This window comes from Paenibacillus sp. AN1007, from assembly GCF_040702995.1.
In the GTDB taxonomy this organism is placed as follows: domain Bacteria; phylum Bacillota; class Bacilli; order Paenibacillales; family Paenibacillaceae; genus Paenibacillus.
Genome location: NZ_CP159992.1, coordinates 2,118,518 through 2,140,198 on the forward strand (window position 1 = coordinate 2,118,518; position 21,681 = coordinate 2,140,198).

Consider the following 21,681-nt stretch of genomic DNA (forward strand, 5'->3'; position numbering starts at 1 on the left):
AAGGAAGAACTTGATGAGTAAAGTACTTATTCTTGAGGATGAAGAATCCATCCGCAGTTTTATCGTCATTAACTTGAAAAGAAACGGATTCGAAGTGCTGGAAGCTGGTGATGGTCATGAAGCGCTTCGCATTTTACAATCCGTTCCGGATATTGATTTGGCACTGCTGGACGTTATGGTTCCCGGCATCGACGGGTTTGAAGTGTGCAGACGCATTCGCGAAACAAACGAACGACTGGGAATCATTTTCCTGACAGCAAAAGTTCAGGAGCAGGACAAAGTATACGCCCTGTCGGTAGGGGCAGATGACCACGTGAGCAAACCTTTCAGCCCGACCGAACTGATTGCACGAATTCAATCGCTGCTGCGCCGGGTTAACGTACATCGTGAAACGGCTGCGAAAGTAACGTTCCAGTCCGGACCATTTTCACTCGATCTCATCTCCAAACAGTTTAAAAAGAATAATGAAGCGATTGAGTTAACCCCGACGGAGTTTTCTTTGATTCAATTCTTCCTGGAAAAAGAAAACACACCTCTTAGCCGTGACCTTCTGCTGGACCACGTATGGGGCAAAGAGTACATGGGTGATCCCAAAATCGTCGATGTTAACATCCGTCGACTGCGTCAAAAAATTGAGAACAATCCTTCCGAGCCTGAATACCTGCAAACTGTATGGGGTCACGGGTACAAATGGAAGGGCCGGGATCAATGATAAAAAAAGGAATTACGCGGCAGATTGTACTGCACTACTTTATTGTCGTTTTCCTTGCTCTGGTGCTGGTTGAATTCGTGTTTATGCTGGCTGTGCAGCGGTTTTATTATGAGAGTATCTATAATACCATTAGTACTCACATTACCAATAACAGAGACTTCCTTGAGCCGATTGCCAGAGCTGGCAATGGAGAAGATGGCAATAACAACTTGTCTAGGCTTCTTGTGCGTCTTGCATTGGATAATACCGAACTGGAGATTTTGGATATGAATGGCCGCGTGCTGGCAAGTTCAACAGCGTTTGAATCGGATCGAGCGGTGCTGCAGACAAGTGATATTATGCAGGCATTAAACGGTGATATGGGACGGTGGATCGGCAGACAGCCTAACACCGGTGAATCGGTCATGGCTGTCGCGAACAAGTTTGATCTGGGCGGAGAAAATACGTACATTGTGCGTTATCTGACCTCCCTTGAATCCGTTAACTCCAAGCTGCTCGTTATGGGATTGCTTGCCATTGCCGTAGGAGTTGGCGTACTTGCCATCGTATTAATTATCAGTATTGGTATGGCCAATTCCATCGTCCGTCCGATTAACAGTATTACTGCTGTATCCGCGCAGATGGCGAAAGGGCGACTTGATGTCAGGGTGAAAGGGAACTACAAGCATGAACTAGGCGAACTTGCCTCAACCCTGAACTTCATGGCTCATGAAATTGTGCGCAGCAACCAGATCAAGGACGACTTTATTTCGTCGATCTCCCATGAATTACGGACGCCGCTGACCAGTATCAAAGGTTGGAGTGAAACGCTGGATTCAGGGGGATATGATCCGGAGGAAACACGTATCGGTATGGGCATCATTGCCAAGGAAACGGAGCGGCTGATTGGACTGGTCGAGGAGATGCTCGACTTCTCCAAGCTGCAGCAGAATCAGATGAAGCTGGTTAAAGGCACGGTTAACATTCGTGAGATTGTACAGGAGACGATGCTGAACGTTTGGGCCAAGGCGGAACAAAAGCAGGTGCATCTGAAGCTGGAAACCGACGAGACGCGAGCGTACAATGTATACGGAGACGGAAATCGGTTGAAACAGGTGTTTCTGAATATCGTTGATAATGCGATCAAGTTCTCTCACGAGAATTCCTGGATCTTCCTGTCTGTCAAAGAAGAGAAAGGTCAGATTATTGCGGCTGTGCAGGATACGGGCATCGGGATCAGTGAAGAACATCTCATCAAAGTACGGGACCGGTTCTTTCAGGTGAATCACCAGAACGGAGGCACGGGACTCGGGCTTGCCATCACGCAGGAGCTCGTAGAGCTGCATGAGGGCACCATTACGATGCAGAGTGAGCTGGGGTCAGGAACGACAGTTACAGTGTCATTACCGATGCTCCAAGAAGAGGACACACCGATTCAACATAATGTAACGAGCACAGAAGCGACTGCAGAAGTGATTCAAGAACCACCATCTGACGGTGAGAAGCTGTGATTCGTGGTCTGAAATACTCGTCAACACAGTGAACATACGTTTTTAATGATACGTTTAAAATGAAACGAGAAAAGGCGAGCCGTCATGGCTCGCCTTTTTTATGTTATATGCTCATTTATCCCATAAGATTAGGAGGAAAGTTCACCCGCACGGAGACGTCCGCTTTTCTCATATACTTCTTTGAGTATACGTACAGGCTGTGTGCGTACCGCTGGTTTAGGTGATACGACCTCATTCGGTCCTACCACGACAATTTCATCCGCTGTGCCTTTGACAATCGCACCATCTTTGATGATGGCTCCTTCGCCAATAATTGCCCGTTCGATGTGAACGCCGCGACCTACGCGGGCATTCGGCATAACAACGCTGTCCAGTACCTCAGAACCTTTGCCTACTTCAGCACCGCAGAAGATGACAGAGCGTTCAGCGCGGCCTTCAATGGCGCACGAGTCATGAACCATCGAAGCAATATGCTCCATTTTGCTCTGTCTTGCTTTGATTGCACTCGGTTTGGAGCGCCATTCGCGAGTGAACATGGGCCAGTCATCTCGCTGCAGACTCCAGTTCTCCTCATTATAAAGGAGGTCCATATGCGCATCCCAAAGGCTTTTTACCGTACCTACATCTTTCCAGTACCCATTAAAGTTATACACATAGAGTGAGTTATTTTCATTCAACATCTGTGGAATAACATCTTTACCGAAGTCGTGACTGGAGTTAGGATTCGCAGCATCCTTAAGGAGATGGCGTTTCAAATACTGCCAATTGAACATGTAAATGCCCATGGAAGCCAAGTTGCTTTTCGGTTCGGCCGGTTTTTCAGCAAATTCGGTCACGCGCAGGTTCTCGTCTGCAGCCATAATGCCGAAGCGATGTGCTTCGTCCCAAGGCACTTCCATGACAGAAATCGTTGCAACAGCATTGTTGGCTTTGTGAGCCTCAAGCATTTCACGGTAATTCATATGATAAATGTGGTCACCCGACAAAATTAGAACATTTTCGGGATTTTGCTGGTCGATATAGTCCATATTTTTATATATGGCATCCGCAGTTCCCAAGTATTCGTCATTTCCTGTATGATAAGATGGAAGCAAGGAGATTCCGGTCTCATTTGATTGGCCTTGTATCCATGGTTCTCCTTGACCAATATGTTCGTGCAGTGATTCCGCCTCGTACTGCGTCAGAACACCTACAGTGTCGATCCCAGAGTTGACGCAGTTACTGAGAGGAAAATCGATAATCCGGTAATGCCCGCCAAACGGTACAGCGGGTTTTGCAATCCTCGAGGTTAAAGGGGCTAATCGCTTTCCTTCTCCTCCCGCCAACAGCATAGCGATGCAATCTTTATTAAACATGATCGTTTCCCTCCCAAAATATTTGTGCAGTGTAGTACATTAGTAAACGAATGCGAAGCTTCTGAAACGATAATTACTGTAAAAATTCTGAAAAAATACATCAAAATTTAAAACAACGCATTTTTCTTTTCAACTTGGCTAGAATGGGGTAATGGTTAACGTTATATCTATTTTCTGGAGAAAAGAAGGTGATCTCTTGGCTGTTCAACCGCTAGCACAACCGGAAATTTTACCGGAGCATATTTATTTATTTCATGAAGGTAATCTTCATCACAGTTATCGAATGTTGGGCGCGCATCCTGAGACTCGCGATCACCGTCAAGGGTTCCGCTTTACCGTCTGGGCGCCAAACGCCGTAGAAGTCGGACTGGCTCTGGACCGTAATGGCTGGAAAGGTGAAAAGGAACCTTTATATAAGATACCCGAATCAGGATTTTGGAGTCGTTTCTTTCCGGAAATTGAAGAAGGTACTTTATACAAATTTCGCATTTTAACGGAAGATGGGACTGAATTCCTCAAAGCAGACCCTTATGCATTTCAGGCTGAAGTCCGCCCCCAAACGGCATCGGTCACAAGTTCCATTGAAGGTTACAAGTGGAATGACGGTGCATGGAGACGCAAACGGCGTACGATGTATAACAAACCTTTACATATTTATGAAATGCATCTGGGAACGTGGAGACGCAAGGAAGATGGCAGTCTCTATAGTTACCGTGAGATGGCAGATTTGCTCGTTCCGTATTTGCTTGAGATGAATTATACCCATGTTGAAATGATGCCCCTTAGCGAGCATCCGTACGACCTGTCATGGGGATATCAAAATACGGGTTTCTACGCGCCAACAAGCCGTTATGGGCAGCCCAAAGACCTCATGTATCTGGTGGATACACTGCATCAGGCGGGTATAGGTGTACTGCTGGATTGGGTGCCTGCTCATTTTGCCAAAGATGCACATGGCCTGCGTCTGTTCGATGGAACACCTCTGTACGAGTACGCTGATCCCATGTTAGCCGAGAAACCAGGCTGGGGCACACTCAGTTTTGACTATTCCAAACCGGAGGTGCGCTCGTTCCTCATTTCCAATGCACTGTACTGGATGGAAATGTACCATTTTGATGGCCTGCGTGTAGATGCGGTGACAAGTATGCTTCGCCTTGATTTTGAAAAACAGCCAGGTCAGTATCGAACCAACGATGAAGGTGGCCTGGAAAATAAAGAAGCGGTCGCTTTTTTACAGCAGTTGAACCAAACTATTTTTGAATACTATCCCTATGCTTTAATGATGGCTGAAGAGTCCAGTGCATGGCCAATGGTGACGATGCCAGTGGATAAGGGTGGTCTTGGTTTTAACTATAAATGGAACATGGGCTGGATGAATGATACGCTCGATTATATGGAATCTGAATTTCATGAACGTCCTTCCAAACATCATTTGCTGACATTCCCGGTTGTATACTCCTTTTCTGAAAATTATGTGCTTCCTCTTTCTCATGACGAGGTGGTACATGGTAAAAAGTCTCTTCTGAACAAAATGCCAGGAAGTTATGAGCAGAAATTTGCAGGTATGCGCGCGTTTCTCGGTTATTTCATGACATTCCCAGGCAAAAAGCTGTTGTTCATGGGTGGAGAGTTCGGCCAGTTTATTGAATGGAAAGATGAGGATCAACTGGATTGGTTTTTGCTGGATTATGACAGTCACCGCAGCCTGCACAAGTTTGAACGGGAGCTGTCTGAGCTGTACGTCCGTGAAAAAGCTTTATGGGAGCTTGATCATTCCTTTGACGGTTATGAATGGATCACTCCGGATGATCAGGGCCAAAGTGTCATTTCATATGTACGCAAAGGAAAAAAACCTGCGGATACACTCCTTGTGCTCATTAACTTTCAGCCAGTCAAAAGGGAGCGTTACCGGATTGGCGTCATGCGTCCCGGTATGTATACCGAAATTCTGAACAGTGACCATTCGGATTACGGTGGTTCAGGGATAACTAATGATATGCTGATCCCTACAGAAAAGATTCCTTTTCACGGGCATGCAAACAGCCTGGAAGTGGATTTACCCCCTCTGAGTGTCGTTATTTTAAAAAAGAATACACGTCGGAAAACGGAGCCCATCGCTGAAGGCAGCGCTTCCGTGAAATCGAATAAAAAAACAGTGAAAAAAGAGAGAAATACGCTTAAACCGAAAAGGGGGACGAACACATGAATATTTTATTTGCAGCGGCGGAAGCACATCCGTTTATCAAAACAGGGGGACTTGCTGATGTGATCGGTGCACTTCCCCAGGCGTTGAAGAAAAACGGGGCAGATGTGCGAGTGATTCTGCCGAAATACAAAGGGATTCCTGAAGAATACAAAGAGGCGATGAAGCCCGTACTAGTCACAGATGTTCCTCTAGGTTGGCGCAGACCCTATTGTGGAATAGAAATGCTGGAGTATCAGGGGATTCCGGTCTATTTTATAGACAATGAATATTATTTTGGGCGTGACGGAGTTTACGGGTACATGGATGATGGCGAGCGGTTTGCCTTTTTTAACCGTGCTGTGCTTGAGGTGCTTCCGCAGATCGAGTTCAAGCCGGACATCCTGCACACCCATGACTGGCATGCAGGCATGATTCCACTGCTGCTGAAAGCTCATTATGCTCATGATGCTTTCTATAGTGAAATGCGCTCGGTGTTCACCATACATAACTTGTTGTATCAAGGGGTGTTTCCGCATGAGCTGTTCAGCGAAATTCTGGAGCTTGATGACAGGTATTTCACAATGGAAGGCGCTGAATACTATGGAAATGTCAATTTCCTGAAATCAGGAATTGTGTTCTCGGATCATGTGACTACGGTTAGCCCGACTTATGCACAGGAGGTACAGACTTCGTACTATGGCTACGGCCTGGATGGTCTGCTCAGTTCATTGGGAGATCGATTTAGCGGCATTGTGAACGGTATTGATACCAAAAGCTACAATCCGGCATCGGATAACAAAATTGCTGTGAAATATAGAACCAGTCTGTCCAAGAAAACAGAAAACAAAATCGAACTGCAAAAGGAATTGGTACTGCCAGTTCGTCCAGATGCACCGCTTATGGTCATGGTAACCAGGCTTGTTGACTCCAAAGGACTGGATCTGGTGTGCCGGATTTTGGATGAGCTGCTCTATTATGATGATATTCAATTTGCTCTGCTCGGGACGGGAGATGCGGCTTATGAACATTGGTTCCGGGAAGCGGCCAATCGTTATCCGCTGAAAATGTCAGCACAGATCACGTTTAACGATGGGCTGTCCCGCCGTTTCTATGCAGGCAGTGACATTTTCCTGATGCCTTCGAAATTTGAACCCTGCGGGATCAGCCAACTGCTGGCAATGCGTTATGGAAGTGTGCCCCTCGTCAGAGAAACGGGTGGATTAAATGATACGGTACAAGCTTACAACGAGTTTACAGGGGAAGGAAATGGATTCTCATTTGCAAGTTTTAATGCACATGACATGATGAATACGATTCGTCGTGCAGAGGAGTTCTACCGCAAGCCTGAACATTGGAAGAAAATCGTCAAAAACGCAATGGGCGGAGAGTACAGCTGGGATGTATCGGCAGAGGAATATATGGATATTTATCGCCGAATTCAAGGGTGATTCAGGTTCGAGCGAGAATAATAAACGGGCTAAAGCCGCAGTGTGCACACTGCGGCTTTGCTGTTTCTTTTATTAAAACGGAGGGAGGACAGCAAACTTGTATTGGAGCACAAGCCGGTTAACCTAACTTTAAATTAACTTGTGACTGCCACCCCTTGGACAGCTTTTGAGGTTAACGAACTACTTTTTCGAACTCTTCACGGATTGCTTTCAACAGTTCAGGTTTGCTCAGAACATCGTAAGCTGTGGCGGCAAGCGCTTTGGCCCCCAAAATCATCCCGTCCAGTGCACGCTCCTGCAGCGCGAGATCACGGAATTCAATGGAATGCAGCGTATGAACTTCATCCACCACACGGATATAAGGATGAATGGACGGACATCTCAGGGAAACGTTGCCGATATCCATGGAGCCGTGGTCATTTCCGCTAACGATTTCTTCCTGCGGGATGCCAAGCTGCAGCAAATTCTGGCTGAACGCGTCAGAGAACGTCTCATTTGTAACCATTTCATCGTAAGACGTTTCATAGTTGGATGTTACCAATTTGCATCCCGTCTGGAGTGCTGCGCCTTGTGCAATCTGAATGACACGCTCAGTCAGTACGTTCAGTTCCTTGCGGCTGGCTGCGCGCACATAAAACTGTGCAGAAGCATAATCCGGGATGATGTTGGCGGCTTGACCGCCGCTGTTGATAATGCCATGAATACGAACGGTGCTCTTGACCTGCTGTCTGAACGCATTAATGCCGTTAAACGTTTGAATAACAGCATCCAGTGCGTTAATACCTTCATGCGGACTGGCTGCTGCGTGGGACGATTTGCCATGAAACTCGAATTGTACAGCATCAATCGCCAGGGAGCTGCCTGATTTTTCATAAGCATAGAATGGATGTGCCATAAGTGCGGCATCACAGTCATCGAATAATCCAGCTTCCGCCATTGGAACTTTAGCCCCGCGTGTCTCTTCTGCAGGGGTACCAAACACTTTAATTGTTCCGCCTACTTCTTCAACAACTGCTTTTAGTCCCACGGCCGCACCCAGACTCATCATGCAGATCAAGTGGTGGCCACAAGCATGGCCAATCTCTGGCAGGGCGTCATACTCACATAACAGAGCAATGGTAGGACCAGGCTTGCTTGAAGCATAGGTACCGATAAAAGCGGTGTCCAGCCCAAGAACCGGAGCTTCTACTTCGAATCCATGATAAGACAATTCTTCCTTTAGACGGGCTGATGCTAAATATTCCTCATTTCCAAGTTCAGGATGAGCGCCAATATATGATGAAATATCTTTGAAACGGGAAGCATATTGATCAATAACGTTAAATATTTGTGTTTTGTTGGGTGTCATAGGTAAACTCCTTAGGCAAAAATGAAAATAATTTATTGATTATAACATCTTTGCAGTATTTTTTCAGAAACAAGTCAGAATTCAATCTTGAAAATACATTGCATAATCATGCATTGTACTTTATAATGACTCAGTCATCAACATGACTGACGAATCAATATGTAAAAGTAATTATAGCATTGTAAGGGGAGAACAGGGTTGAAATTAATAAGTCGTTACACCGTAATGCTGTTAACATTCCTTCTTTTTCTAACGGCGGCTGCACCTGCAGCGCTGGCGAGCGGAACGGCAGACAGCAGCTCAAAAGGTAAAAAACTGGTGCTTGGAACGAGTGCCGATTTTGCACCATACGAATTCCACAAAGTCATTGACGGTAAGGATGAGATCGTCGGATTTGATATTGCGATCGCGAAAGAAATTGCGGCAGATCTCGGCGCCGAACTCGTTATTGAAGATATGGGATTTGACGGTTTGCTGCCTGCGCTGCAGAGCGGTCGCGTAGATTTGGTCATCTCAGGCATGACACCGACAGATGAGCGGAAGAAAAGTATTGATTTTTCTGAGCCGTACTACAAATCCAAACAAGTCATTATGATCCGCAATGTGGACAAAGACAAATTTCCGGACATGAAGTCTTTGGAGAATACCAAAATCGGTGTACAAAAAGGCTCCATTCAGGAATCGATTGGACAGAAAATTCCAGGCGCGAAGCTCACTTCTCTGGATAAAATCTCCGATATCGTGCTGCAGCTTCAAACGAAACGTGTCGATGCGGCGATTGTCGAGGATACGGTGGCTGCTGGTTATCTGGATGATATTATCGGTTTGGCAGCCGCAGTTCCGGATGAAGAGCAGGTTGAAGCGGCAATCGGGATTCGCAAAGGCAATACAGAGCTGCTGACCGCAGTGAATCAAACGCTGGAGCGTCTGAAAAGCGAAGATAAAATCAACCAGATGGTAACGGATGCGAGTCTCCTGATGGCGGATAAAGTGAACAAATCACAAAATATTTTTGAAGTATTCTGGCAGTATAAAAGCTTCTATGCAACAGGTGTGGGATATACGCTGCTGTTATCGGCTCTCGGTGTCCTGTTCGGGGTAATCATCGGTTTGATTATCTGCCTGTTCCGTCTTCATAATCTGGCCGTTCTGCGCTGGATTGGTACAGCTTACGTAGAAGTCATTCGAGGCACGCCAATGCTGGTTCAGCTCATGATTATCTACTATGGGGTGTCCTTGACCTTTGGCATCAACTTCTCCGCACTGCAGGCGGGGATTATGACACTCTCCATCAACAGTGGTGCGTACCTGGCCGAGATTTTCCGTGCAGGGATTCAAGGCGTGGATCGTGGTCAATTGGAGGCTGCTCGTTCACTCGGTATGGGCAGAGGTGATGCGATGCGTTATATCATTTTGCCGCAGGCTTTCAAAGCCGTACTTCCGGCAATCGGTAACGAGTTCGTGACCATCATTAAAGAGTCATCCATTATCTCCGTCATCGGTATGGTGGATATTATGTATCAGGCAAGTGTAGTTAAAAACATTACGTACCAAGGAATGAATCCATTCCTTATTGCGGCAGCGATCTACTTCGTCATGACATTCATTTTGTCCAAGCTGCTGGGTCGATTGGAAAGGAAGTTGGGTGCAAGTGATAGACGTTAGACAATTATACAAATCATATGGCAAAAATGATGTGCTGAAAGGCATCGACGTATCCATCGGTAAAGGTGAGGTCGTCGTAGTGATTGGTCCTTCGGGTTCGGGTAAAAGTACATTCCTGCGCTGTCTGAACCTTCTGGAGCAGCCGACATCGGGACAAATTAATTTTGAAGGTGTTTCAATTACCGATCCCAAGCACAATATTAATGCTACGCGAGAAAAAATGGGCATGGTATTTCAGCATTTCAATCTGTTTCCGCACAAAACGGTGCAGCAAAACATTACGATTGCGCCAATCAAGGTAAAGAAGCAATCTGCAGTTGAAGCAAACAAAATTGCCGATGATCTTCTGAAAACGGTTGGTTTGGCTGATAAAAAAGATGTATATCCTAATCAGCTGTCTGGTGGACAGAAGCAGCGGATCGCAATTGCAAGAGCCCTGGCGATGCAGCCGCATGTTATGCTGTTTGATGAGCCCACATCTGCACTGGACCCGGAGATGGTTGGAGAAGTACTGGAAGTTATGAAACGTCTTGCCGAGGGCGGCATGACCATGGTCATCGTTACCCATGAGATGGGTTTTGCGCGTGAGGTTGGTGACCGGATCCTGTTTATGGATGGCGGGGTTATCGTTGAAGAAGGTACGCCTGATGAAGTTTTCGGTGCACCGAAACATTCGCGTACACGTGATTTTCTCGCAAAAGTACTCTAAATCATCCCGCTTCCTGGAGTGGATTTATAGCAAAAGCAGCGTTAACGGCAGAGGTCCGCTAACGCTGCTTTTTTGCATTTCACATAAGAAGGAATGAAATCAGGGCTTCAAAACAAAATAAGTAACGTTTCTGTTACCCATGTAAGAGATAAACGGACTGATTAAAGGATGTGAAATTCTGGAGTTATCTTACAAATCCCGGAGGACCAAAGAAGATCGGTCGCTAATTGGTAACATTTACTACAGCTTAGGGTTACAAAATTGTGATATATTGAATGCTGCCGAAACTTCCGAAGTGGAAGTGTGGGGGATGTAACAGTGCAGACGTGTCAGTTCATAAGAACGGCGCGCCGCTAGGGGTGAATTAGGGTACATAATGCTTCAGCATGTGATTTACAGCCTATAGGGTGGATTCCTCCATCCGAATCCGACAACTAACTTCGCAGGCATAATGAGGAGGAAGACCATGTTTCACAAAAAACGTATAGCCAAGACAGCCATTGCATTACTGACATCCGTACTGTTGATTCAAACCGTTCCGGTTCACGCGGAATCGATTCATACAGCTAAAGAGGGGGATACGTTCTTCACCCTATCCAAACAGTATGGTATTGCCATGGACACATTAATTAAAGCCAATAAAGACATTTCACCGTATAACATCTATGGTGGTCTGAAAATTACAATTCCAGGTCAGGAAAATAAAGCGCAAGCAGCCCCGGTTCAGATGAAGTCAGAGGAAAAACCGGTTACAGCAGCGAGTCTGGATGTAAGCGCGGATACTAAAGTTGTCCAAGCCTGGGGTAAAACATTTGACTATAGTAAGACCTTAAACGTGAAAGCTACAGCATATTCCGCAGATGCTTCCGAGAACGGGGGCTGGGGAGCAGTTGATTATTTTGGCAACCCGCTGGAACTGGGCACGATTGCAGTAGATCCGAAGGTGATTCCTTTTGGAACCAAAGTTCTCGTGACGGGGCATACGCACCCGGGACTGCCTAAACAGGCTTTCGTTGCTACTGCTCTGGATGCAGGGAGTGCCATCAAAGGCAACCGCATCGACATTTTTATTCCGGGAAGCAAACAGTTCGTAAGTTCATTTGGTTTTCAGGATATTGAGCTTTACATTTTAAAATAAAAAGTAAAATTGACTTAACTCCCTAGATTCTTTGATGGGATTCAGAGAAAAATGATACGCTAACATATAGAGGGTGTTCTTTGGTTGTTGTCATGAATGAGTAAGATTCATGGTTACCGATAGGAACACCCTGTATTTTTATCTATACAATCAGCTTTAAGGCTGCCGGGTGTCTTATTGTTTTTCCTTAGGCAGCTGCAGCATCTCGTCCAGCGTGACCAGTTCATAACCTCGATGTCGCAATTCCTCAATGACATCTGGCAGGGCCTCCACTGTACCTTGGAGATTAGAGCCTGTACCTCCGCCTGCATGCTGCAGTACGATGGAGCCGGGTTTAACCGCTGACAGAATATTATGTTTCACTTGTTCCTTGGACAGCCCTTTCCAATCCAACGAATCCACATTCCAGTTGATAATGCTGTAGTGCTGCTTGGCGGCCCAGCGCAGCTGTTCCTCGTTAATATCTCCATAAGGTGGGCGAATCAATTTGGGTGTGTAGCCCGTCAGTCGCTGAATGATATCCCCGGTATGTAGAATCTGTCTGCGAAAAGCAGTCATCGATAACTTGCTGAATTCGGGATGGTTGTAGCTGTGATTGCCAACAATATGTCCTTCTTTCACCATACGTTTCACCAGATTTGGATGTTTTTCCGCCCGACTGCCTACCACAAAAAAGGTTGCGCGAACCTTATATTTTTTCAAGACATCCAGTACCTGCGGCGTAAACCTCGGGTCGGGTACATCATCAAAAGTCAGTGCAACCTGTTTGGTCGACGGGCCATTTGTCTTGAAAGTATCCGCATATTTCTGACGCAGTTGACCTAAAGTCAGCTGTTCTTCTCGATCATTGGCGCTGGATGCAGGTGGATCAAGCTCGGGCAGATTAGGTATGTGATTTGCTGAAGCAGCCGCGGGAGGAACCAGGTAAACCCCAAAACATATAACCATAACGAGTGCTGGCATAACGAGGCGTTTAAACATTGGACGGCCTCCTTTTTTCAGAAATTTCGTTCTTTATGGTATGCCCTTCACGAGAACCATTTATGCGAATGTGAGAAGTTTCATTGTGTAGATCAGGTTATGAAAGTCATAATTCCACCATATATCATATAAAGAGAAGGCTAGGTGGAGAGACGATGAGTACATATGATTTGAAATCCATTCGTTTAGAGGTTTTTGAGGCAGGGCAGGACAAGGTATTTCTCGTTACAGGGGGGAAAGCTCATATCGGGGCTGTAGCTACGTTCTATGTCGACCATGAACGGGTAAGCGGTACAACGGTGCATATCCCGGGACATAAAGAACAGGAATTATGTGAGCGGCTTGCCCGCAAAGCGGCTCTGCAATTGAAAGTTACGGTAACCGTAATTATGGGTATCCACTTTGACAGCATTACGCGCTTGCAGATCGACGAAATTGTTCAGACGGCGGAGAGACTTGTGGATGAACATCTGAATAAAAAACAAGAATCCAATCATTAATATCATTTAATGGATGCACATCTGATATGCAGCATGATTCCGTATCATCCTCCTTATACTAAGATGCAGATCCGTTTTAATTTTTTTTCGCAAAATTGAAACGAGTTGCAGATTACTGCGTATGTATCTTTATATACAATGTAATATCCACTGGGAGGAATAACCTAATGTCCATTTTCAAAAGATTACGTGACCTTACAATGTCCAACATCAACGCTATTATCGACAAAGCCGAAGACCCGATCAAAATGACGGATCAATATATCCGTGACATGCAGGAAGATCTGGAAGATGCAGAGAAAGCCGTAGCTGCTCAGATTGCCATTGAGAAGAAGTTCAAGCAATTGTTCGAGGAACAGGAAGCGCTTGTCAAGAAACGTGAAGAGCAGGCTCACACGGCAGCTCGTGCACAGAACATGGATCTTGCCCGCCGCGCGCTGGAAGAGAAAAAGCTGCTGAAGAGAAAATGCTTGAATACAAAGCCAGCTATGACCAAAACAAAGCTTCCGCAGACAATCTTCGCGGTAAACTCGATGAGATGCGTAAGCAGTTGACTCAGATGAAGAATAAACGTGAGACATTGGTCGCTCGTTACAATGCAGCCAAAGCTCAAACGGAAATCAACAAAGCGCTGAATGGATTCAGCTCTGATACCGCAAGTGCCGGCATGAAACGTATGGAAGAGAAAATGATGCAGATGGAAGCTCAGGCTGAAGCAAGCAACGAAATGTCTTCCAAAGGCAAATCGCTGGATGAAGAGTTCGAGAAGCTTGGCAAGGATGCTGCTGTCGAGGACGAACTTGCTGCACTGATGAAACAGTACGAAAATAAAAACTAACACCTTGGCGTTCAGCAGGGTTAAACAGCGGAGGAGAACAGTGTTTCTCCTTCGCTTTTAAATGCGGATCATGTTGATAAGTGGAGGCTGTGTAAATGGATTTGAACATTTTGGCGATGCTGGTCTGGACTGTTTCAGGTTCGGTTTTGCTGTTTGTATTGATGTATGTGGATTCGCTTTTTACAAAATATAAGGATTTTGCTGAAGTCAAGGCTGGTAATATGGCGGTAACCACCCGGATGGTCATGAAATTATTTGCACAGGGTTACGTGCTTGCAACTTCAATTTCGACGGCTGGTCATCTTGGAGAAGCGCTGCTTGTTTCCGTTGTATCTTTTGTTCTTTTGTTGATCCTGGAAAGTGTTGTTCACTTTATCATTCGCAAATGGGCTGCTCTGGATCTGGATACAGGAATACAGCAGGGCAAGACAGGATATGGATTGTTTTCCGGGGCACTGCATATTGTAGGCGCATTGATTATTGCAGCTTGCCTGTAAGCCATAAGATAAGGAACAGGGGTAATTTGCATGAGTGTATGGAAACGTATTAAAGGAATACTAACAAAGCCGGAGCCGCCTAAGGCGGAAAAAACAATGCTGCAGCTTGCACCTGGCGATATTTGCGAAGTTTCACTGGTCACCTACGAAGTTATAGGCAGAGTACAGAATCGTGCTCGTAATGCTGTCGTATTAACGCTGCAGGATGGAAGTGCATTCCGATATTTACACGTGGAGGAGCGTGAAATCACTCGGTATGCCTTATATACACCTATAGACGGAAGACTTGATGCCCCCGACGAAGTGCCAACGATTCTGGAACTGGATGACCATGTGTATCATTTGGAGGAAGAGTATGGTGGTATGGTTCAGACGGTGGGCAGAACACCTTATGGTCAGGCTGGCGAGCAGCTGGTATGGCAGTATCAATCGGATGATAACAAACTTCTTCGTGTGGAATGGCAAGACAGAAGGTTTAACCTGTATGAGGGTGAGTCCATTCTTCCTGCGGATATCAAAGTGATTCGTTCGAACTAGGAGAGGTTCCAATGAAAAAACGCTTGGCACATGGATTAAAATTAATGCTGGTCCTCAGCCTTGTGATGTCTCTGTTGTCTGCGTGCGGTGCAGCCCCTTCGGTTCAGGATACATATCCGCTTGAATCGGTAAGCGGCAGTGGTCAGTCTACCTCTTACGTTTATCGGGCTGCAGACCGTACTGTTCCAGAAGTGGCAAAGGAGCTGTCCGATCAACGAAAACCGGATCAGATTTCCGCGGAAAGTACGGAACGCATGTTCCTGGTGTACCAGGATCAGTATTATCATCTACAGCAGGACCCCAAGAAACCAGAAGATACGCTGGTTGAAGTAGATTCCAAGGAATATGTACGTCAAAACTACAGCTCTTCCTTCCTGCAGGGGTATCTGACAGCAACCTTAATTGGTAATTTGTTTGATACTTTCGGTGGGCGAGGATCAGGGAACTACCGGGGATATACGGAACGGGATACGTACAAACCAAAGGCTGGATCTTACCGAGCCCCAACCAATAATGATAAAAAATTGGCTCCGCCTCTTACCGTGGAGCGCAAAGGCTCGATTACACGTCGCGGCAGCGACAAGGATACAAGTGTTGGTTCTGGCGGCGGGTTGTTTAACCGCAATAAGGAACAGAGCAGAGGAAGCATTGATCGCAACAAAAGCAGCGGCGGCTTCGGCGGGTTGTTTGATTCACCGAAAAAATCCTATAAAAAACCAAAGACACGTGTCGGCGGCGGCAGGATTATGAGGCGAAGATAGACAGATTGCTGACGAATGTTGTGAAAGATGATAGGAAGACCAAAAAACAGCAGCAGGGTGGAACTGTCGATTTCGGCAGCAGACTTCCTACTGCTGTTTTTTTAGGTTTTACGGACATGGTGCGACTTGCGTACACGAGGAATTGTCGAAGCAGGCTGCTTGCGTATCCAGCGCAGATAAGGAATGATGCGTTCATCGGTTCGCAGGGATTGAAGATCGGTAAGACCGAGCGTAATCAAATCCCGATTGGTATATAACGAGTGAATCTGCTTGTGGCAGGCAATACATAGGTTGGCAGTAGGCATGAAGTTACCGCCCATTTCCTTTGGAGTCAGATGATGAACTGTTGTTTCAACGGGCTCTCTGCCGCATAATTCACAATGATTATTCATAGTTGCCACCTCCCGTTATCGAATGCTATTATGCGCATCTGCATGTCATTTCATGTTGACTGCTGTCCGTGGTAATGATGATCGGAGGTATGATAAAATGGCGCGATTCTGACAGTAGGGGGTGCGTCAAAAATCCATTTGTTCAGATACACATGCAGTTTTTTGGCTGCAATTCAGTGAGCAATCGACTTGTCATCTGCTCATATTCGGGCTACACTTTCTTAAATGAGAAAAAGACTTCTGGAGGAATGCTGCTGTGAAACATAATTCCCATTCATATGATATGACTACCGCAAAATTTCATCGTACCGCTGTACAAGTGCCCGAGGCACAAGCCAAAATTGCTGCCAGGGCAGCTGTAGGCCGGATCGAATATGTGCCTCTTGCAAGTGCACATGGACGCACACTTGCAGCACCGATTGCAGCACCGCATGCATATCCTTTTTTCCGCAGATCGGGCATGGATGGTTTTGCGATTCAAAGTTCAGATACGGCTGAGGCTTCAAGTGATCATCAAGTATGGTTTCGGGTTATTGATGACATTCCGTGCGGATATACACCAGAACATACAATTACACCTGGAACGGCCGCAAGAATCATGACAGGGGCTCAAGTGCCGGATGGTGCAGATGCCGTTGTTATGATGGAAATGACCGAAAGCAAACAGGAACAAGGGGACCACTGGATTGCATTGAAACGTCAGATCCAGGCAGGAGCTAATATTACTCCGATTGGCCTTGAAGTGCAGGAGGGCCAGCAGCTTCTCGAAGCAGGTACAGTGATTGGAGCAGGTGAACAGTCCGTGCTCGCGACGTTTGGTGTGGCGGATGTGCCGGTGTTTGAACGGCCCAAGGTGGCTATTTTCGCTACAGGAACCGAACTGCTTGAGGTTCATGAGCCGCTGCAGCCTGGTCGGATTCGCAACAGCAACAGCTATATGCTGCGTTCTTTGGTTATTGAAGCCGGAGGAGAGCCGGTGATGTACGGAGCGATTGCAGACGATGTAAATACAGCAAGGGCGAAGCTGGAGGAAGCGATCCGGGACAACGATATCGTTGTAACAACGGGCGGTGTGTCTGTTGGCGATTATGATATTATGGGTGAACTTGTGCTGGAGGAACAGATGCAGCTGCTGTTTAACAAAGTTACGATGCGACCGGGGAGTGTAACGACAGCTGCTGTATATAAGGATAAGCTGCTGTTTGCTTTGTCAGGCAATCCCGGAGCATGTTTTGTTGGTTTTAATCTTTTTGTTCGTCCGGCGCTCCGGGCGATGCAGGCGGATTCCAACCCTTATCTGGAAGAGTGGAATGTGATTTTGGAGGATGGTTACGCCAAAGTGAACAATTTCACACGTTTTGTACGTGGACGTACGATTATACGTGATGGAAGAGTATACGCGGTGCCTGCCGCTTCTCGTGTAGATGAGTCGAGTGTCATGATTACGATCAAAGATAGTGATTGTCTGATTGTTATTCCGCCTGAGAAAAAGGGCATTGCAGCAGGCGAACAGGTCACGATTCTCAAACTTCCCGCGGGACAATCCAGGTAGACGGACATATGGATAAAACAACTGCCGCAAGACCTCGGATCATTCAGGTTGTAGGATATAAAAATACAGGCAAAACAACGATGACAGCTGCTTTGATCACCGGACTTTCCGCTAAAGGTTTTAAAGTTGCTGCCATTAAACATGATGGACACGATCATTTTGAGATGGATCAAGAAGGCACGGACTCTTATCAGTTCGGCCGAGCAGGGGCAGCTGCTGTTGCGGTTATGTCTCATAAAAGGACAGCGATCATTAAGCAGCAAAGCACAGGACTTGAAGATATGCTCAGCCAGTTCACGGATTATGACTGGATTGTGATTGAAGGTTTCAAGGATGCGCCTTATCCCAAATTAGTGATGGTAAGAGAAGCGGGCGATCTCCCTCTGGCTGGCCAGCTTCAGCATGTTGCGGGCATCGTGTTTTGGCTGCCAGAGTTACTGGAACAAACCAAAGAAAAACTTGGCGAAGACAGAGGCATTCGTGGTGAGCAGGAAAATAATATCCGGGAGACGGCGGCGGTGGCTAAATTCCTGTCCAGTGAGCATGAAGCCATCATAGAGGCTGTGCTGGAACTGGATTAAAAACTGCAGACTCATTAGCAGACAGAAGTAAATCAAGATCGCAGCAGACGCTTGCTGTTGAGTGAGAAGCAGTCAATCTAATAATCTTAACGTAATTAATATTATGTAAACCAAAAATTTCAACACATGAAGTGCCAAAGAAATAGCAGGTAATCTGAATGATATAAAGCTGTATATACACGTATCAGCAGGCCATTGAACCATTCTTGCACAGCCTGCTGTGGTGTATCGAAATATTTGAGAATATAATCTTTGCTATTTGAGGGCTTTTACGTCTTGCTGTATATTTATGCGTTGTCTTCTACGCGGCGTTCAATGGCCTCGGACATCGTTTTGTCGGTCAGATGCGCGTAAATTTCAGTCGTTTCAGTAGAAGCATGACCCAGCTGCTCTTTCGTTTTGTAGATATCATTTTGCAAATAATAGTCGGTGGCGAACGAATGGCGTAATTTGTGTACGGTCAGATACGGCTTGCCAAAACATTTGGCATATTTCATAATCATGGCCTGAATGGCACGTTTGGTCATTCGACTGCCTTCGGATTCACCGTTACGAAGTGCGATAAAGAGAGCTTTTTCCCGTTTGGGGGTGCGATAACGCGATTGACGCAGGTCCATATAAACTGCCAATTCGTCTTTGGCTTGTTCTCTGAAATATACGGGTGTTTTGAACGACTCATCGTTGTTACCTTTACGGTAAACATAGAGCATCTTGTTACCCAGATCGAGGTCATCTACGTTCAGGTTAACAACCTCCGATACCCGCAGACCTGAGTTGAGAATCAGGCTGGCAATACAAGCATCCCGTTCTTTGTTCAGTTCATGGGAATAAAGAGCCTGCTTGTTCTTTTGCATATCGATGGCGTAACCTTCGAGAATGTAACCGATAAATTCGAGCAGTTCATTTTCCTCCAAAATTTTTCCTTTGAGCTTCGCGGCGGTATCCTTCGGTTTATGAGTTCGCTTAATTTCGATTTTGGCCATAATATTACGTTTAAGTAATGGATAGAAGTTATCATCTTCAGCGATTTGGCTTAAATAATGAAATAACGACCGTAGAGAGGAAAGCTTGCGCGAAACTGTAATTCTTGAATTGGTCCCTTCGCGTCTTGTGGTCAGGAACAGCCGATAGGCCGTAACTGAATCCATACGGAGCACTTCCAGCTCGATTAATTGTACCTCTTTATTCGACTCAGCCTGAGACAAGCCTTCTGCTCGCAGCCAGCTGAAAAATGTATCATAATCTCTCAAATACTCAAGCAGTGTGGACGGAGAGAGGTCAGGCAGTTTATAGTCAATGAATTGCTGAACAAACCATGGCATAGAAGGCAGCTTTTCATCCAGTTTGCGTCGGTCAATCTCTTTTTGCACGTTGGTCAAGTTCGGCACCTCCATGTAAGCATTATTTTATAAAATCATCTTTAGTGTACCATATTTTACATGCAATCATCTTGTTTCATTCTGCCGAAAGAGACTGAATGGACCTTCAGTAAAAAAATCGGTATGGATTCGGAAATGTCATGCTGTTGCTCTTCATCTTATAAAGCTTTACAGTGGTTATACAATGTTATACATACAGACCAGAGGAGGCGGACGCTGTGAATATGCAGATTGAACTCGTTCTTCGCGAACGCAGTCAGGTGATTCGGCATCTTATGCAGTTTTATCTCTACGATTTCACAAAATATCTGAATATTGATGTAGATCAGGATGGTATTTTCCCGGAATATCCGGGTCTGGATGCATTCTGGACAGAAAAAGGCCGCAAATTTCCTTTTTTAATTACGAGTGATGGAGCACCTGCAGGTTTTGCGCTTGTAGAAAAGTTAGACCCGGCGAGTAAAGATAATGACTACTATTTAACCGAGTTTTTTGTCATGCAAAAATACAGGCGCAGCGGGGTGGGAACCCAGGCAGCGTACGAGCTGTTCAGACGTTTTCCTGGGCGCTGGAAAGTAACGCAGGTTCGCAACAATGTAATTGCGCAGGCATTCTGGCGTAAAATTATTGGGGATTATACGGGAGGGCGTTTTCGGGAAAAATTCCACCCGGAACTGGGCAATCCCAGCCAGTATTTTGTAACCTGATGCCTCACAAAAGAAAATTAACGCAATAGATGAAAAGGAAGGTGTAACATGACTGGACCAGCATTTCATCTCGATGGGCAGACCGCACTGGTTACAGGCGCTGGCAGAGGGATTGGCAAAGCTCTTGCCATCGGGCTTGCGGAGTCGGGCAGTAATGTCGTGCTTGTATCCCGCACGATGAAGGAGATCGAAGAGACCGCAGCGTATATTCATAACCAGACAGGACGTAAGGCTTTGGCGCTCTGCGCTGATGTAACTTCAACAGAGCAGCTCGAAGAGGTTTTTCAAAAGTCAATTTCCGAAATGGGACGAATTCATATTCTCGTAAACAATGCGGGCATGAACATCCGGACTCCTGCGCTGGAAGTGACGGATGAACAATGGGAAACGATAATGCAGACGAATCTTAAATCTGCCTTTTTCGCTTCACAACTGGCAGGGCGGCATATGAAGGAGTATGGAGATGGTAAGATCATTAACATATCTTCGGTAGGTGGGCATACAGCGCTGCGAACGGGTGTTGTATACGGCTCAACCAAAGCGGCTTTAATTCACATGACCAAGGTACTTGCACTGGAGTGGGGGAAATATGGTATTCGAGTGAACTCGGTTGGACCGTGGTATTTCCGGACGCCGCTGACCGAGAAGCTGCTTGATGATCCGCAGTATTTGCAGGAGATTGTCAGCCGTACACCGCTTGGACGTGTAGGTGAGCTGCCGGAAGTCGTTGGACCTGTGGTTTTTCTCGCTTCGGAGGCGGCTGGTTATATTACAGGACAGACTTTGCTGGTGGATGGCGGCATGTCCATTTACGGTTTCTAGTGACGGGCAGACGTATCTTTTGAAAAATGGAAAGAAATTGTGTTGTTTTATACTCTAACGGGTAATAATATACGATTTTGTGCA

General features: G+C 46.1%; 20 protein-coding genes, 1 pseudogene and 1 riboswitch. Of the genes and pseudogenes, 16 read left to right on the forward strand and 5 right to left on the reverse strand.

Going from position 1 to position 21,681, the window contains the following annotated elements:
• The first annotated feature begins 13 nt into the window (after positions 1–13).
• Together ABXS70_RS09665 and ABXS70_RS09670 are read left to right on the forward strand one after the other, a co-directional pair.
• Positions 14–712, forward strand: a complete 699-nt coding sequence (locus ABXS70_RS09665; protein ID WP_090916668.1) for a response regulator transcription factor — start codon at positions 14–16, stop codon at positions 710–712.
• Complete coding sequence (locus ABXS70_RS09670; RefSeq protein ID WP_342551419.1) at positions 709–2,202, forward strand: HAMP domain-containing sensor histidine kinase; 1,494 nt, start codon at positions 709–711, stop codon at positions 2,200–2,202. The genes ABXS70_RS09665 and ABXS70_RS09670 overlap by 4 nt, the downstream gene beginning before the upstream one ends.
• 128 nt (positions 2,203–2,330) lie before the next feature.
• On the opposite strand, the gene ABXS70_RS09675 is transcribed toward ABXS70_RS09670, so the two are convergent.
• Positions 2,331–3,557 carry a glucose-1-phosphate adenylyltransferase gene (locus ABXS70_RS09675; protein ID WP_342551418.1) on the reverse strand — a complete coding sequence of 409 codons (1,227 nt, stop codon included), beginning with the start codon at positions 3,555–3,557 and terminating at the stop codon, positions 2,331–2,333.
• Positions 3,558–3,753: 196 nt separating this feature from the next.
• Here ABXS70_RS09675 and glgB point away from each other — a divergent pair, with 196 nt between their 5' ends.
• Positions 3,754–5,763 carry a 1,4-alpha-glucan branching protein GlgB gene (gene glgB, locus ABXS70_RS09680; protein WP_342551417.1) on the forward strand — a complete coding sequence of 670 codons (2,010 nt, stop codon included), beginning with the start codon at positions 3,754–3,756 and terminating at the stop codon, positions 5,761–5,763.
• On the forward strand, positions 5,760–7,190 hold the full coding sequence (glgA, locus tag ABXS70_RS09685; RefSeq protein WP_366295498.1) for a glycogen synthase GlgA: 1,431 nt from the start codon (positions 5,760–5,762) through the stop codon (positions 7,188–7,190). Before glgB ends, glgA begins: the two co-directional genes overlap by 4 nt.
• A gap of 172 nt (positions 7,191–7,362) precedes the next feature.
• Here the strand turns inward: glgA and ABXS70_RS09690 are convergent, their stop codons facing one another.
• Entirely contained in the window at positions 7,363–8,538 is a 1,176-nt protein-coding gene (locus ABXS70_RS09690; protein ID WP_366295500.1) for a M20 family metallopeptidase, read from the reverse strand.
• A 198-nt stretch (positions 8,539–8,736) separates the two neighbouring features.
• Between ABXS70_RS09690 and ABXS70_RS09695 the strand changes: the two genes are divergently transcribed.
• The 3 genes from ABXS70_RS09695 to ABXS70_RS09705 all read left to right on the forward strand — a co-directional run bounded on the left by ABXS70_RS09695 (position 8,737) and on the right by ABXS70_RS09705 (position 12,050).
• The gene (locus ABXS70_RS09695; RefSeq protein ID WP_342551414.1) at positions 8,737–10,203 is read left to right on the forward strand and encodes an ABC transporter substrate-binding protein/permease; all 1,467 of its coding nucleotides are present in this window, start codon (positions 8,737–8,739) and stop codon (positions 10,201–10,203) included.
• Entirely contained in the window at positions 10,190–10,912 is a 723-nt protein-coding gene (locus ABXS70_RS09700; protein WP_342551413.1) for an amino acid ABC transporter ATP-binding protein, read from the forward strand. Before ABXS70_RS09695 ends, ABXS70_RS09700 begins: the two co-directional genes overlap by 14 nt.
• A gap of 269 nt (positions 10,913–11,181) precedes the next feature.
• A riboswitch (cyclic di-AMP (ydaO/yuaA leader) is annotated at positions 11,182–11,376 on the forward strand.
• A 2-nt stretch (positions 11,377–11,378) separates the two neighbouring features.
• Positions 11,379–12,050 carry a 3D domain-containing protein gene (locus tag ABXS70_RS09705; RefSeq protein ID WP_366295503.1) on the forward strand — a complete coding sequence of 224 codons (672 nt, stop codon included), beginning with the start codon at positions 11,379–11,381 and terminating at the stop codon, positions 12,048–12,050.
• Positions 12,051–12,224: 174 nt separating this feature from the next.
• On the opposite strand, the gene ABXS70_RS09710 is transcribed toward ABXS70_RS09705, so the two are convergent.
• On the reverse strand, positions 12,225–13,031 hold the full coding sequence (locus tag ABXS70_RS09710; protein WP_366295505.1) for a polysaccharide deacetylase family protein: 807 nt from the start codon (positions 13,029–13,031) through the stop codon (positions 12,225–12,227).
• Positions 13,032–13,186: 155 nt separating this feature from the next.
• Here ABXS70_RS09710 and ABXS70_RS09715 point away from each other — a divergent pair, with 155 nt between their 5' ends.
• The 5 genes and pseudogenes from ABXS70_RS09715 to ABXS70_RS09735 all read left to right on the forward strand — a co-directional run bounded on the left by ABXS70_RS09715 (position 13,187) and on the right by ABXS70_RS09735 (position 16,164).
• Positions 13,187–13,531 carry a hypothetical protein gene (locus ABXS70_RS09715; RefSeq protein WP_342551410.1) on the forward strand — a complete coding sequence of 115 codons (345 nt, stop codon included), beginning with the start codon at positions 13,187–13,189 and terminating at the stop codon, positions 13,529–13,531.
• Between the two features lie 167 nt (positions 13,532–13,698).
• Positions 13,699–14,369, forward strand: a pseudogene (locus tag ABXS70_RS09720) (PspA/IM30 family protein).
• A 95-nt stretch (positions 14,370–14,464) separates the two neighbouring features.
• Positions 14,465–14,866, forward strand: a complete 402-nt coding sequence (locus ABXS70_RS09725) for a DUF350 domain-containing protein (RefSeq protein ID WP_342551408.1) — start codon at positions 14,465–14,467, stop codon at positions 14,864–14,866.
• A 30-nt stretch (positions 14,867–14,896) separates the two neighbouring features.
• Positions 14,897–15,403 (forward strand): DUF4178 domain-containing protein, encoded by a 507-nt coding sequence (locus ABXS70_RS09730; protein ID WP_342551407.1) that lies wholly within the window; start codon positions 14,897–14,899, stop codon positions 15,401–15,403.
• An 11-nt stretch (positions 15,404–15,414) separates the two neighbouring features.
• A complete protein-coding gene (locus ABXS70_RS09735) occupies positions 15,415–16,164 on the forward strand; it encodes a DUF4247 domain-containing protein (RefSeq protein ID WP_342551406.1) in 750 nt (249 codons plus the stop codon).
• Positions 16,165–16,265: 101 nt separating this feature from the next.
• Here the strand turns inward: ABXS70_RS09735 and ABXS70_RS09740 are convergent, their stop codons facing one another.
• Entirely contained in the window at positions 16,266–16,556 is a 291-nt protein-coding gene (locus ABXS70_RS09740) for an HNH endonuclease (RefSeq protein WP_342551405.1), read from the reverse strand.
• A 283-nt stretch (positions 16,557–16,839) separates the two neighbouring features.
• Between ABXS70_RS09740 and glp the strand changes: the two genes are divergently transcribed.
• Positions 16,840–18,108 (forward strand): gephyrin-like molybdotransferase Glp, encoded by a 1,269-nt coding sequence (glp, locus tag ABXS70_RS09745; RefSeq protein ID WP_366296587.1) that lies wholly within the window; start codon positions 16,840–16,842, stop codon positions 18,106–18,108.
• 8 nt (positions 18,109–18,116) lie between these two features.
• Positions 18,117–18,689, forward strand: coding sequence for a molybdopterin-guanine dinucleotide biosynthesis protein B (mobB, locus tag ABXS70_RS09750; protein WP_342551404.1), 573 nt, complete (start codon positions 18,117–18,119; stop codon positions 18,687–18,689).
• A gap of 287 nt (positions 18,690–18,976) precedes the next feature.
• Here mobB and xerS read toward each other — a convergent pair whose 3' ends face one another.
• Positions 18,977–20,068: a tyrosine recombinase XerS gene (gene xerS / locus ABXS70_RS09755; protein WP_342551403.1), complete on the reverse strand. Its 1,092-nt coding sequence runs from the start codon at positions 20,066–20,068 to the stop codon at positions 18,977–18,979.
• Between the two features lie 218 nt (positions 20,069–20,286).
• Between xerS and ABXS70_RS09760 the strand changes: the two genes are divergently transcribed.
• Together ABXS70_RS09760 and ABXS70_RS09765 are read left to right on the forward strand one after the other, a co-directional pair.
• A complete protein-coding gene (locus ABXS70_RS09760; RefSeq protein WP_366295509.1) occupies positions 20,287–20,775 on the forward strand; it encodes a GNAT family N-acetyltransferase in 489 nt (162 codons plus the stop codon).
• 48 nt (positions 20,776–20,823) lie between these two features.
• Positions 20,824–21,597, forward strand: a complete 774-nt coding sequence (locus tag ABXS70_RS09765) for a glucose 1-dehydrogenase (protein WP_366295511.1) — start codon at positions 20,824–20,826, stop codon at positions 21,595–21,597.
• Positions 21,598–21,681: the final 84 nt, after the last annotated feature.